Source organism: Serratia sp. CY33525, assembly GCF_052169115.1.
GTDB lineage: Bacteria > Pseudomonadota > Gammaproteobacteria > Enterobacterales > Enterobacteriaceae > Serratia > Serratia sarumanii.
Window position 1 is genome coordinate 129864 of record NZ_JBJNLK010000002.1, and the last position, 13859, is coordinate 143722.

The 13859-nt window shown below is 58.5% G+C and carries 12 protein-coding genes; 11 read left to right on the top strand and 1 reads right to left on the bottom strand.

The features are described 5' to 3' along the window. The first annotated feature begins 85 nt into the window (after positions 1-85). From sucA to sucD, 4 genes are all read left to right on the top strand, one after another. A complete protein-coding gene (sucA, locus tag ACJ8IM_RS05550) occupies positions 86-2893 on the top strand; it encodes a 2-oxoglutarate dehydrogenase E1 component (protein WP_033655175.1) in 2808 nt (935 codons plus the stop codon). 64 nt (positions 2894-2957) lie between these two features. Continuing rightward, positions 2958-4175 carry a 2-oxoglutarate dehydrogenase complex dihydrolipoyllysine-residue succinyltransferase gene (odhB, locus tag ACJ8IM_RS05555; protein ID WP_033637469.1) on the top strand — a complete coding sequence of 406 codons (1218 nt, stop codon included), beginning with the start codon at positions 2958-2960 and terminating at the stop codon, positions 4173-4175. Between the two features lie 122 nt (positions 4176-4297). Continuing rightward, a complete protein-coding gene (gene sucC, locus ACJ8IM_RS05560) occupies positions 4298-5464 on the top strand; it encodes an ADP-forming succinate--CoA ligase subunit beta (RefSeq protein WP_015376978.1) in 1167 nt (388 codons plus the stop codon). Further along, positions 5464-6336, top strand: coding sequence for a succinate--CoA ligase subunit alpha (gene sucD, locus ACJ8IM_RS05565; protein ID WP_004939878.1), 873 nt, complete (start codon positions 5464-5466; stop codon positions 6334-6336). Before sucC ends, sucD begins: the two co-directional genes overlap by 1 nt. A gap of 72 nt (positions 6337-6408) precedes the next feature. Here sucD and ACJ8IM_RS05570 read toward each other — a convergent pair whose 3' ends face one another. Further along, positions 6409-8307 (bottom strand): bifunctional metallophosphatase/5'-nucleotidase, encoded by a 1899-nt coding sequence (locus tag ACJ8IM_RS05570; protein WP_033655161.1) that lies wholly within the window; start codon positions 8305-8307, stop codon positions 6409-6411. Between the two features lie 683 nt (positions 8308-8990). Between ACJ8IM_RS05570 and cydA the strand changes: the two genes are divergently transcribed. The 7 genes from cydA to tolR all read left to right on the top strand — a co-directional run bounded on the left by cydA (position 8991) and on the right by tolR (position 13796). Beyond that, complete coding sequence (cydA, locus tag ACJ8IM_RS05575; protein ID WP_019454034.1) at positions 8991-10559, top strand: cytochrome ubiquinol oxidase subunit I; 1569 nt, start codon at positions 8991-8993, stop codon at positions 10557-10559. A gap of 14 nt (positions 10560-10573) precedes the next feature. Continuing rightward, a complete protein-coding gene (gene cydB / locus ACJ8IM_RS05580) occupies positions 10574-11713 on the top strand; it encodes a cytochrome d ubiquinol oxidase subunit II (protein ID WP_019454033.1) in 1140 nt (379 codons plus the stop codon). A gap of 17 nt (positions 11714-11730) precedes the next feature. Continuing rightward, a complete protein-coding gene (cydX, locus tag ACJ8IM_RS05585) occupies positions 11731-11844 on the top strand; it encodes a cytochrome bd-I oxidase subunit CydX (RefSeq protein WP_004939868.1) in 114 nt (37 codons plus the stop codon). Beyond that, positions 11844-12140: a cyd operon protein YbgE gene (ybgE, locus tag ACJ8IM_RS05590; protein ID WP_033647158.1), complete on the top strand. Its 297-nt coding sequence runs from the start codon at positions 11844-11846 to the stop codon at positions 12138-12140. Before cydX ends, ybgE begins: the two co-directional genes overlap by 1 nt. 130 nt (positions 12141-12270) lie before the next feature. After that, a complete protein-coding gene (gene ybgC, locus ACJ8IM_RS05595) occupies positions 12271-12675 on the top strand; it encodes a tol-pal system-associated acyl-CoA thioesterase (RefSeq protein ID WP_025160034.1) in 405 nt (134 codons plus the stop codon). Further along, on the top strand, positions 12672-13355 hold the full coding sequence (gene tolQ / locus ACJ8IM_RS05600) for a Tol-Pal system protein TolQ (RefSeq protein ID WP_004939862.1): 684 nt from the start codon (positions 12672-12674) through the stop codon (positions 13353-13355). The genes ybgC and tolQ overlap by 4 nt, the downstream gene beginning before the upstream one ends. 12 nt (positions 13356-13367) lie before the next feature. Continuing rightward, positions 13368-13796 carry a colicin uptake protein TolR gene (gene tolR, locus ACJ8IM_RS05605; protein WP_004939859.1) on the top strand — a complete coding sequence of 143 codons (429 nt, stop codon included), beginning with the start codon at positions 13368-13370 and terminating at the stop codon, positions 13794-13796. Positions 13797-13859: the final 63 nt, after the last annotated feature.

The following is a 13859-nucleotide window of genomic DNA, read 5'->3' on the forward strand; positions in this document are numbered from 1 at the left end:
GAACCGTTTTACGGCAAACCGTATTCATCACGGTAATTATGTTAACCACGGCGAAAACTAAAGCTTCAAAGCTTAAGGGATCATGATGCAGAACGGCGCAATGAAGGCCTGGCTGGATTCCTCCTATCTGGCGGGCGCGAACCAGTCTTACATAGAGCAGCTCTATGAAGACTTCTTAACCGATCCGGGTTCCGTTGAAGATAGCTGGCGTTCCATTTTTCAACAGCTACCAACCGCGGGTGTCAAACCCGATCAGCTTCACTCTCAAACGCGCGATTACTTCCGCCGCCTGGCGAAAGACTCCGCGCGCTACAATACCACCATCACCGATCCGGAAACCGACGCCAAACAGGTCAAGGTACTGCAGCTGATCAACGCCTTCCGCTTCCGCGGGCATCAGCATGCCAACCTCGATCCGCTCGGCCTGTGGCAGCGCGAGCAAGTTCCTGACCTTGATCCCGCTTACCACAACCTGACTGAAGCCGATTTCCAGGAAACCTTCAACGTGGGCTCTTTCGCCATCGGCAAAGAAACCATGAAGCTGGGCGATCTGTACGCCGCGCTGAAGCAGACCTATTGCGGGTCGATCGGCGCTGAGTACATGCACATCACCAACACCGAAGAGAAACGCTGGATCCAACAGCGCATCGAGTCGGTGGTGGGGCGCGCCAGCTTTACCGCCGACGAAAAACGCCGTTTCCTGAACGAGCTGACCGCGGCGGAAGGCCTGGAACGCTACCTGGGCGCCAAATTCCCGGGCGCCAAACGCTTCTCGCTGGAAGGCGGCGACGCGCTGGTGCCGATGCTGAAAGAGATGGTGCGCCACGCCGGCAAGAACGGCACGCGCGAAGTGGTGCTGGGCATGGCCCACCGCGGCCGTCTGAACGTGCTGATCAACGTGCTGGGCAAAAAGCCGGCCGATCTGTTCGACGAATTCGCCGGCAAGCATAAAGAACACCTCGGCACCGGTGACGTGAAATATCACCAGGGCTTCTCTTCCGACGTGGAAACCGAAGGCGGCATGGTTCACCTGGCGCTGGCGTTCAACCCGTCGCACCTGGAGATCGTCAGCCCGGTGGTCATGGGCTCGGTTCGCGCCCGTCGCGATCGCTTGGACGAAGCGCGCAGCAACATGGTGCTGCCGATCACCATTCACGGCGACGCCGCCATCACCGGCCAGGGCGTGGTTCAGGAAACCCTGAACATGTCTCAGGCTCGCGGCTACGAAGTGGGCGGCACCGTGCGTATCGTCATCAACAACCAGGTTGGTTTCACCACCTCCAACCCGCTGGATGCGCGCTCTACCGAATACTGCACCGACATCGCCAAAATGGTTCAGGCACCGATCTTCCACGTCAACGCGGACGATCCGGAGGCCGTGGCCTTCGTCACCCGCCTGGCGTTGGATTTCCGTAACACCTTTAAGCGTGACGTGATGATCGATCTGGTCTGCTACCGTCGCCATGGGCACAACGAGGCCGACGAGCCGAGCGCCACCCAGCCGGTGATGTATCAGAAGATCAAGAAACACCCCACGCCGCGCAAAATCTACGCTGACGTTCTGACCGAACAGAACGTGGCCAGCCTGGAAGATGCCACGGAAATGGTCAACCTGTACCGCGACGCGCTCGACCGCGGCGATTGCGTGGTTGAAGAATGGCGTCCGATGAACCTGCACTCCTTCACCTGGTCACCGTATCTGAACCACGAGTGGGACGAAGAGTACCCGAGCAAGGTTGAGATGAAGCGCCTGCAGGAGCTGGGCCGCCGCATCAGCACCGTGCCGGAAGCGATCGAAATGCAGTCGCGCGTGGCGAAAATCTACGCGGACCGCGCCGAGATGGCAGCGGGCAACAAGCCGTTCGACTGGGGCGCCGCCGAAACGCTGGCCTACGCCACCATGGTGGATGAAGGCATTCCAATCCGCATCTCCGGCGAAGACGCCGGCCGCGGTACCTTCTTCCACCGTCACGCGGTGGTGCACAACCAGAAAAACGGTTCGGTCTACGTTCCGCTGGCGAACATCCACAGCGGCCAGGGCGAATTCAAGGTCTGGGATTCCGTGCTGTCTGAAGAAGCGGTGCTGGCGTTCGAATACGGCTACGCCACGGCGGAACCGCGCACGCTGACCATCTGGGAAGCGCAGTTCGGTGACTTCGCCAACGGCGCGCAGGTCGTTATCGACCAGTTCATCAGCTCCGGCGAGCAAAAATGGGGCCGTATGTGCGGCCTGGTGATGCTGCTGCCGCACGGCTATGAAGGCCAGGGCCCAGAGCACTCTTCCGCACGTCTGGAACGCTATCTGCAGCTGTGCGCAGAGCAGAACATGCAGGTGTGCGTCCCGTCCACGCCGGCGCAGGTTTACCATATGCTGCGCCGTCAGGCGCTGCGCGGTATGCGCCGCCCGCTGGTGGTGATGTCGCCGAAGTCGCTGCTGCGTCACCCGCTGGCGATTTCTTCGCTGGACGAACTGGCCAACGGCACCTTCCTGCCGGCGATCGGCGAGATCGACGACTTGGATCCGAAAGCGGTCAAGCGCGTCGTGCTGTGCTCCGGCAAGGTCTACTACGACCTGCTGGAACAGCGTCGCAAGAACGAGCAGAAAGACGTGGCCATCGTGCGTATCGAGCAGCTGTATCCGTTCCCGCATCAGGCCGTGCAGGCCGTGCTGGAGCAATACTCGCACGTGCATGATTTCGTCTGGTGTCAGGAAGAGCCGCTGAACCAGGGCGCCTGGTACTGCAGCCAACACAACTTCCGTGAAGTGGTGCCGTTCGGGGCTTCTTTACGTTACGCAGGACGTCCGGCCTCCGCTTCTCCGGCGGTGGGCTATATGTCCGTACACCAGAAGCAGCAGCAGGCTCTGGTGAACGACGCGCTGAATATTGACTAATGTTCGCTCGCTTGCCGGCCGAGGGGCCGGCAAGCAGATGATAAAAAACTTAAGGGAAAGCTAAATGAGTAGCGTAGATATTCTGGTTCCTGACCTTCCTGAATCGGTTGCCGATGCGACCGTAGCCACCTGGCACAAAAAACCGGGCGACAGCGTGCAGCGTGATGAAGTCCTGGTTGAAATCGAAACCGACAAAGTGGTGTTGGAAGTGCCGGCCAGTGAAGCGGGCATTCTCGATGCTATCGTGGAAGAAGAGGGCGCGACCGTACTGTCTCGCCAGCTGCTCGGCCGCATCCGTCCGGGCGACAGCTCCGGCAAGCCGACCGCTGAGAAGAGCCAGGAGAAAGAAGCCACGCCTGCCCAGCGCGCTACCGCGAGCCTGGAAGAAGAAAGCAATGACGCGCTCAGCCCGGCGATTCGCCGCCTGATCGCCGAACACGATCTCGATGCCGGCGCCATCAAAGGCACCGGTGTGGGTGGCCGCATCACGCGTGAAGACGTGGAAGCACACCTGGCCAAAGGCGGCGCCGCCGCCAAACCGGCCGCCGCTGCTGAAGCCGCGCCGCAGCCTGCTCTGGCCGGCCGCAGCGAAAAACGCGTGCCGATGACTCGCCTGCGCAAACGCGTCGCCGAGCGTCTGCTGGAAGCGAAGAACAGCACCGCGATGCTGACCACCTTCAACGAAATCAACATGCAGCCGATCATGGATCTACGCAAGCAGTACGGCGAAGCCTTCGAGAAGCGCCACGGCGTGCGTCTGGGCTTCATGTCCTTCTACATCAAGGCGGTGGTTGAAGCACTGAAGCGCTTCCCGGAAGTGAACGCGTCGATCGACGGTTCCGACGTGGTTTACCACAACTACTTCGACATCAGCATCGCGGTTTCGACCCCGCGCGGCCTGGTGACGCCGGTACTGCGCGATGTGGACGCCATGAGCATGGCTGACATTGAGAAGAAAATCAAAGAGCTGGCCGTTAAGGGCCGCGACGGCAAACTGACCGTGGAAGAGCTGACCGGCGGTAACTTCACCATTACCAACGGCGGCGTATTCGGCTCCCTGATGTCTACCCCGATCATCAACCCGCCGCAGAGCGCCATCCTGGGCATGCACGCCATTAAAGATCGCCCAATGGCGGTCAATGGTCAGGTGGTGATCCAGCCGATGATGTATCTGGCGCTGTCTTATGACCACCGCCTGATCGACGGTAAAGAATCCGTCGGTTATCTGGTGACGGTCAAAGAGATGCTGGAAGATCCGGCTCGTCTGCTGCTGGACGTCTAGTAACCCTTGCCGGGCGCGGCATGCCGCGCCCGCACTCTGTGCTATGTGGCCGGAAAACCATGCGGTTTACCGCGTAATAATGGTCCGGCTAAAAACCTTCAGAACTGAATGGATAGAACATCATGAATTTACACGAATATCAGGCAAAACAGCTGTTTGCTCGGTATGGCATGCCGGCACCGACCGGTTACGCCTGTACCACTCCGCGTGAAGCAGAAGAAGCCGCATCCAAAATCGGCTCCGGCCCGTGGGTGGTGAAATGTCAGGTTCATGCTGGCGGCCGCGGTAAAGCGGGCGGCGTTAAAGTCGTCAACAGCAAAGAAGATATCCGTGCCTTCGCGGAAGCCTGGTTGGGCAAGCGTCTGGTGACTTACCAGACTGACGCGCTGGGCCAGCCGGTTAACCAGATCCTGGTTGAAGCGGCGACCGACATCGATAAAGAACTGTATCTGGGCGCCGTCGTAGACCGTGCGACCCGTCGCATCGTGTTCATGGCGTCTACCGAAGGCGGCGTGGAAATCGAGAAGGTGGCGGAAGAAACCCCAGAACTGATCCACAAAATGACCATCGATCCGCTGGCGGGTCCACAGCCTTATCAGGGCCGTGAGCTGGCCTTCAAACTGGGCCTGACCGGTAAGCAAGTCAGCCAGTTCGCCAAGATCTTCATGGGCCTGGCGACGCTGTTCCTGGAGCGCGACCTGGCGATGGTTGAGATCAACCCGCTGGTGATCACCAAGCAGGGCGATCTGGTGTGCCTGGACGGCAAACTGGGCGCCGACGGCAACGCCCTGTTCCGCCAGCCGGAACTGCGTGAAATGCGTGACCCTTCCCAGGAAGACGAGCGCGAATCCCGTGCGGCTCAGTGGGAGCTGAACTACGTTGCCCTCGACGGCAACATCGGCTGCATGGTTAACGGCGCCGGCCTGGCGATGGGCACCATGGACATCGTTAAACTGCACGGCGGCGAACCGGCCAACTTCCTGGACGTTGGCGGCGGCGCGACCAAAGAGCGCGTGACCGAAGCGTTCAAAATCATCCTGTCCGACGATAAGGTGAAAGCGGTTCTGGTTAACATCTTCGGTGGTATCGTACGTTGCGATCTGATCGCCGACGGCATCATCGGCGCAGTGGCCGAAGTGGGCGTTAACGTCCCGGTGGTGGTGCGCTTGGAAGGGAACAACGCCGAACTGGGCGCCAAGAAACTGGCGGACAGCGGCCTGAATATCATTGCTGCGACCAGCCTGACTGATGCGGCTCAGCAAGTTGTTGCAGCAGTGGAGGGTAAATAATGTCCATTTTAATCGATAAGAACACCAAAGTAATTTGCCAGGGCTTCACCGGTAGCCAGGGGACTTTCCACTCCGAACAAGCTATCGCTTACGGCACCAAAATGGTTGGCGGCGTAACCCCGGGCAAAGGCGGCACTCAGCACCTGGGCCTGCCGGTGTTCAACACCGTGCGCGAAGCGGTTGAAGCGACCGGCGCCACTGCCTCGGTGATCTACGTTCCAGCGCCGTTCTGCAAAGACTCCATCCTGGAAGCGATCGATGCCGGTATCAAACTGATCATCACCATCACCGAAGGCATCCCGACCCTGGACATGCTGACCGTGAAAGTGAAGCTGGACGAAGCCGGCGTGCGTATGATCGGGCCGAACTGCCCAGGCGTGATCACCCCAGGCGAGTGCAAAATCGGCATCATGCCTGGCCACATCCACCTGCCGGGCAAAGTGGGCATCGTTTCCCGCTCCGGCACCCTGACCTATGAAGCGGTGAAACAAACCACCGATGCCGGTCTGGGCCAATCCACCTGCGTGGGCATCGGCGGCGACCCGATCCCGGGCTCCAACTTCATCGATATCCTGAAGATGTTCCAGCAGGATCCGCAGACCGAAGCGATCGTGATGATCGGTGAGATCGGCGGCAGCGCTGAAGAAGAAGCGGCAGCTTACATCAAAGAACACGTCACCAAACCGGTTGTCGGCTACATCGCCGGCGTAACCGCGCCGAAAGGCAAGCGTATGGGCCACGCGGGCGCCATCATCGCAGGCGGCAAAGGCACGGCGGACGAGAAGTTTGCTGCGCTGGAAGCGGCGGGCGTGAAAACCGTTCGCAGCCTGGCGGACATCGGCGACGCGGTAAAAGCGGTGCTGAAGCGCTAAGCATTTAGTACGAAATAACACTATCTCGACATGTTTGGCCACCCATTGGGTGGCCTTTTTTATGGGCGACGATCAGAAGTCGTTGAGCGCCTTGATCAGCGCGATCCGATCCTGCAGGCGGCGCTGTTGCACCGGATCCACGGCGGCTTGGCGTTGTTGCTCCAGCGAGGTGAGGGCGGCGCGGTAATCGTCGGCGTTGCGGAACAGCGCGTTTTTGACGTTGATCGACGCGATGTTGGTGTAGCGGCCGTCGTCGGTGGTCGGTACCTGGATAACGCCCTCATTGAGCAGCCGTTTGACGATCGCCCGCTGCGGTTCGTAACCCTCCATGCCGACCAGCTTCCAGCGCTGCGGCGGCACGCCCTGATACTGGCCGTGTTTCACCTCCGTCAGGTAGCGCAGGGTCAGGTGGCGGATGGTGCCTTCTTCTTCACCGTATTGCGCTTTGCTGTCGAACAGCACCGGGAAGGATTGCCCCTCCAGCGCGCCACCCTTTTGCGTCAGGTGGCCCATGCGGTAACTGTTCATGCCCAGACGGATCGGCATATCGTCGGTGACCGGCGTGCCGTCCGTCAGGCGCAGATCGACAATGCGCGCGCCGGCGGGTTGGCGCAGATCGATGGTGTAAGTGACGCCGTCGAAGAAATCGTTGGTGGAATATTTGGACGATCGCCGCGCCGGGTTAAAGCTGTAGGTGACGTCGCCCGGCTGCAGCTGATTGAAATAGTCGGCGGACCACTCCATGTAGCGTTTAAGCGCTTTGCCGTTGAGCTGATACACGGTGATCTCACCGCCGGCGTATTGGTAGTTAAAGGCGATATCCTTGGCCTTGATGTCGCCGACGTCCAGTTTGGCGCGATCGTTGTCGATCTGCAGGGCGATCACCTGCGCCAGCGGCGCATAGTGGCGGGCGGCCTGCTGGAACAGCGCGCTGATGCCGGTATCCTGCACGTGCACCTGGGGAATGCCGCGGAATTCGTCGGCGGGCACCAGATCGCTGCCGCTCAGCTTCGCCACGACCCGGTTGGCATTGGCGCGCAAAATGTCATGGTACGGCTGGTAGAGCGCCTGCATGGCGCTGTCCGGCGTCATCCCCTTGATGGGGTAGGTGTAGCTGTTTTTGTCGATCAGCGTGAATTTGCCGTCGCGGCGTTCAAACTGCAGATCGATGCGCGACAGCGCGCGACCGTATTTATCCGGCTCGGTGATGATGACGCCGTTAACCACCGCTTTGTCGATCTTCACATGCATATGGCCGGCGACGATCGCCGCCAGCTCCGGGTTGGCGTTGGCGATGTCGGCCACGCCGGTGCTGGGGCGCTGGTTCTCATTGTCGATGCCCATATGCGCCACCAGCACGATGGCGTCGACCTGGCCGTCGATTTGCCTGATGACCTGCTTCACCGCCTGCACCGGATCGGTGAAGTTCAGCCCTTTGATGCGATCGGTGCCCTTGGCGAATTCCGCGGTCATCGGCGTGTCCATGCCGATAATGCCGATCTTCACGCCCTGGCGTTCGACGATGGTGTAAGCCGGCAGATAGGGCTTGCCGTTGTCCCAGACGATATTGCCCGCCAGCGCCGCGCCCTTGAACTGCTTGAGCGGCGTAGCCAGCACCGGCAGGCCGAAGTCGAACTCGTGGTTGCCCATCACCCAGACGTCATAATTGAGCGCGTTGAGGCCCAGCATCATCGGGCTGACGGCCTCATGCTTGAAGGTTTCGACGAAGTTGCCCTGAATGGTGTCGCCGGCGTCCACCAGGATCAGGTTGGGCTGCTCGGCGCGCACCTTTTTCACCTGGGTGGCTATCTGGCTCAGGCTGCCCGCCAGATTCTCCGTGTCGCTGGCGTAGTCCCAGGGCACGAAGGTGCCGTGCAGATCGGAGGTGCCCAGCAGGGTGATATTTACCGTTTCGGCGGCCATGGCGTTTCCCGAGAGTCCCAAGACAGAGGCAAAGATGATTTTTTTCATAAGTTATTGTCACTCAATGCAATTTTAACATAAGTGGTCATTCTGCTACAAAATCGCAACCTTTACGATCCCATCGCGAGAAATAGACTAATATTGGAGAGAGATTTGTTGTTTTGTGACTGCTATCACTGTCACGGCTTATTGGAAATAAAAGGTTAATTATGTCGCATAATAAGCGCGTAATAATACAATGGCGGCTCTTTTAAATTACATTTATTTAACACAAAAATATCATTAAAAAACAATTAAACCATTGCGCAACATGACCCTAAGAAAATTATGCGAAATGTGCTGATGAATATGGAAATAAGATGCGGATAGGCTTAAATTGTCTCAGATCAAATTAGCCCGAAGTACCTCTTTCGGCTAAGATTTGACCTGTAACCAAAAGTCTAACCCACGTCACGTAAAAACCTATTTATTGTGTGGGATTGGGCGAGTATCATCCATGTTGTGATTATGGATGGTTGATCTTGTTGCATTTGTTACCCGTTGTCGGTTTTCAGTGGCGTGCTTGTCGAGGGCCCGAGGGGCTATTGGCCGAGTGTGCGGTTGAAAGCGGAGAAGCTGGATCAAATTTGTTGTGTTTAAGGGCATTCACTGCGGGGCGTTACTGGCGGCTTTGAAAGAGGCGTGCCGATAACCGCGTGTCGGAGTCTTCCTGCGAGGAGCAAGGAGTCAAGATGTTTGATATTGTCGAACTGTCGCGCTTACAGTTTGCTTTAACGGCGATGTACCATTTCTTATTTGTCCCATTAACGCTCGGTATGGCGTTCTTGCTGGCAATTATGGAAACGGTATATGTCCTGTCTGGCAAACAAATCTATAAAGACATGACCAAATTCTGGGGAAAGTTATTTGCGATTAACTTTGCTCTGGGTGTGGCCACCGGTTTGACCATGGAGTTCCAGTTCGGGACTAACTGGTCGTATTTCTCTCACTACGTCGGCGATATCTTCGGGGCCCCACTGGCTATCGAAGGTCTGATGGCGTTCTTCCTTGAATCGACGCTGGTCGGCCTGTTCTTCTTCGGCTGGGATCGTCTGAGCAAGGTGCAGCACATGGCGGTAACCTGGTTTGTGGCCCTCGGCTCCAACCTGTCCGCGCTGTGGATCCTGGTCGCCAACGGCTGGATGCAGAACCCGATCGCGTCGGATTTCAACTTCGAAACCATGCGCATGGAGATGGTCAGCTTCTCCGAACTGGTGCTTAACCCGGTTGCGCAGGTGAAATTCGTTCACACCGTGGCTTCCGGCTACACCTGTGGCGCGATGTTCGTTCTGGGCATCAGCTCCTACTACCTGCTGAAAGGCCGCGACATCGCCTTCGCCAAGCGCTCCTTCGCCATCGCTGCCAGCTTCGGTATGGCTGCCATTCTGTCCGTTATCGTTCTGGGTGATGAATCCGGCTACGAAATGGGCGACGTGCAGAAAACCAAACTGGCCGCTATCGAAGCGGAATGGGACACCCAGCCGGCGCCGGCGTCCTTCACCCTGTTCGGCATTCCCGATCAGGACAAGATGGAAAACTCCTTCTCTATTCAGATCCCGTATGCGCTTGGCCTGATCGCCACCCGCTCCACGGACACTCAGGTCACCGGCCTGAAAGATCTGATGGCGCAGCATGAAGTGCGCATCCGCAACGGGATGAAAGCCTACCAGCTGCTGGAAGAGCTGCGCGGCGGCAACACCGATCCTGCGGTGCGCGCCGAATTCAACAAAACCAAGCAAGACCTGGGCTACGGCATGCTGCTGAAGCGCTATACCCCGAACGTCACCGACGCGACGGAAGCGCAGATCCAGCTGGCGACCAAGGACTCCATTCCGCGCGTGGCGCCGCTGTACTTCGCCTTCCGCATCATGGTGGCCTGTGGCGTGATCATGCTGTTGATCATCGGCCTGTCGTTCTGGAACGTGATCCGCGGCCGCATCGGCCAGAAAAAATGGCTGCACCGCGCGGCGCTGTACGGTTTGCCGCTGCCTTGGATCGCGATCGAGTCCGGCTGGTTCGTGGCGGAATACGGCCGTCAACCGTGGGCGATTGGTGAGGTGCTGCCGACGGCGGTCGCCAACTCTTCGCTGACCGCGGGCGACATTCTGTTCTCGATGGGGCTGATCTGCGGCTTGTACACCCTGTTCCTGGTGGCTGAATTGTACCTGATGTTCAAGTTTGCGCGTCTGGGTCCAAGCAGCCTGAAAACCGGCCGCTATCACTTTGAACAACCGACTGCCGCCGTGCAGGAAGCGCGCTAAACAGGAGTCCACGTATGTTTGACTATGAAGTACTGCGATTTATTTGGTGGGTCCTGGTTGGCGTACTGCTGATCGGCTTCGCCGTCACCGACGGTTTCGACATGGGCGTCGGCATTCTGGTGCGCATCATCGGGAAAACCGATACCGAGCGCCGGGTGATGATCAACTCCATCGCCCCGCACTGGGACGGTAACCAGGTGTGGCTGATCACCGCAGGCGGCGCGCTGTTCGCCGCCTGGCCGATGGTCTACGCAGCGGCCTTCTCCGGCTTCTACGTCGCCATGATCCTGGTGCTGGCCGCCTTGTTCTTCCGCCCGGTCGGTTTCGATTACCGTTCCAAGCTGGAGAGCAGCCGCTGGCGCAACATGTGGGACTGGGGCATCTTCATCGGCTCCTTTGTGCCCGCCGTGGTCTTCGGCGTGGCGTTCGGCAACCTGCTGCAGGGCGTGCCGTTCCACATGGACGAGTACATGCGCCTGTTCTACACCGGCAACTTCTTCCAACTGCTGAATCCGTTCGGTCTGTTGGCGGGCGTGGTCAGCCTGACCATGCTGGTCACCCAGGGGGCGACCTACCTGCAAATGCGCACCACCGGCGAGATCCACCTGCGTTCACGCGCTGCGGCGCAGATCGCGACGCTGATCATGGCGGTGTGCTTCCTGCTGGCGGGCGTATGGCTGGTGAAAGGCATCGACGGTTTCGTCGTGACGTCGGCGCTGGACACCCTGGCGGAATCCAACCCGATGCGTAAAGAAGTGGCGCATCAGGCCGGCGCCTGGCTGATCAACTTCAACAAGTATCCGCTGCTGTGGGCGTTGCCTGCGCTGGGCGTGGTGCTGCCGTTGTTCACCATCCTGTTCTCGCGTCTGGAGAAAGGCGCGCTGGCGTTCGTCACCTCGTCGCTGACCATCGCCTGCGTCATCCTCACCGCCGGGGTCACCATGTTCCCGTTCGTGATGCCGTCCAGCACCGTGCCTAACGTCAGCCTGACCATGTGGGACGCGACGTCGAGCCTGTTGACGCTGAAAGTGATGACCGTCGTGGCGGCGATCTTTGTGCCTATCGTTTTGGCGTACACCAGCTGGTCGTACTACAAAATGTTCGGTCGCCTCGACAAGAACTACATCGAAAACAACAAGCATTCGCTGTACTAAGGATAAGGAGCTAAACCATGTGGTATTTTGCCTGGATTCTCGGAACGCTTCTTGCCTGCGCCTTCGGCATCATCACGGCGCTGGCGCTTGAGCAGAGCGAAGCGACTAAAGCTCAGCAAGACGGTAAGTGATGAGCTCGTCCGTGATTGACAAGCTGTACGCTGTCACCGACAAGGGCCCGATCCGGGCCCTTTCCCTGGTGCTGGCGTTGGTTTTGGCGGGGTGCGTGTTCTGGGATCCGACGCGTTTCGCCGCCAAAACCAGTTCGCTGGAGATTTGGGAAGGGCTGCTGCTGATTTGGGCGGTGTGCGCCGGGGTGATCCACGGTTTCGGATTCCGCCCGCAGCGCAGCATTTGGCGGGCCTTTTTCGCGCCGCTTCCCGCAATTGTGATCTTGTGCGCAGGATTACTTTACGTTTCTTTATAATCTCCCCGATGTCCCCATGTTATGGGCCCTCACGGCCCATAATTATTTTCATTCCCATCTTGTAACCCATTCCCAACCCGATCCGTCTTGCGTATAGTAGCAGCGTTAAATTGCATTGCTGGGAAGTAGAGTGAGTAATACGTTGTTTCGATGGCCGGTTCGCGTTTACTACGAGGATACCGATGCCAGTGGTGTGGTCTATCACGCCCGCTACGTCGCCTTTTTTGAAAGAGCGCGCACAGAGATGCTGCGTCAGCACAACTTTCATCAACAGCAGCTGCTCAGTGAACAAGTCGCTTTTGTCGTCCGGCGCATGACGGTGGATTATCTGGCTCCGGCTCGTCTCGACGAGCAACTGGAGGTACAGAGCGAAATCACCTGTCTGCGCGGGGCTTCTCTCACGTTTGCTCAACGCATTGTCAATTCTGACGGGGCCCTACTGAGCCAGGCAGATGTCCTGATTGCCTGTATTGATCCACACCAAATGAAGCCGAGAGCGCTTCCTAAGTCTATTGTCGCGGAGTTTAAGCAGTGACTGACATGAACATCCTAGATTTATTCTTGAAGGCGAGCCTGCTGGTTAAGCTTATCATGTTGATTTTGATATGCTTCTCGGTAGCCTCCTGGGCGATCATCATTCAGCGCACCCGCATCCTCAATGCGGCGACGCGTGACGCCGAAGCCTTTGAAGACAAATTCTGGTCCGGTATCGAGCTTTCCCGTCTGTACCAGGAAAGTCAGGCGCGTCGCGATAGCCTGACCGGCTCCGAGCAGATCTTCCATTCCGGCTTCAAAGAGTTCGCCCGCCTGCACCGCGCCAACAACCATGCGCCGGAGTCGGTGATCGAAGGGGCGTCGCGCGCGATGCGCATTTCGATGAACCGCGAGCTGGAAACGCTGGAAACCCATATTCCGTTCCTCGGCACCGTCGGTTCGATCAGCCCGTACATCGGCCTGTTCGGCACCGTGTGGGGGATCATGCACGCCTTTATCGCACTGGGCGCGGTGAAGCAAGCCACGCTGCAGATGGTGGCGCCGGGTATCGCCGAAGCGCTGATCGCCACCGCGATCGGTCTGTTCGCCGCCATCCCGGCGGTCATGGCCTACAACCGTCTCAACCAGCGCGTCAACAAGCTTGAGCAGAATTACGACAACTTTATGGAAGAGTTCACCGCTATTCTGCATCGTCAGGCCTTCTCCAGCGACAGCAAATAAGTAGGAGGTAGCATGGCGAGAGTACGTGGACGTAGTCGGCGCGAGCTGAAGTCCGAAATTAACATCGTTCCGCTGCTCGACGTGTTGCTGGTGCTGCTGCTGATCTTTATGGCAACCGCGCCAATCATCACGCAGAGCGTGGAGGTTGACCTGCCGGACGCCACCGATTCCAAAACGGTGTCCAGCGATGACAATCCGCCGGTGATCCTTGAGGTTTCCGGCGTAGGTCAATACACCCTGGTGGTGGATCACAACCGTATGGAGCTGTTGCCGCCTGAGCAAGTCGCGGCCGAAGCCAAGTCGCGTTTGGCGGCTAACCCGAAAACGGTCTTTTTGATCGGCGGTGCGAAGGAAGTCCCTTACGATGAGATTATCAAGGCATTGAATATTCTCCATCAGGCGGGCGTGGCTTCCGTGGGGCTGATGACCCAGCCAATCTGACCGTAAGGCGAACGGCAACCCGGTTCCTGCGCTGCGGCCCAGGAACCCCGTATAAGCAACACC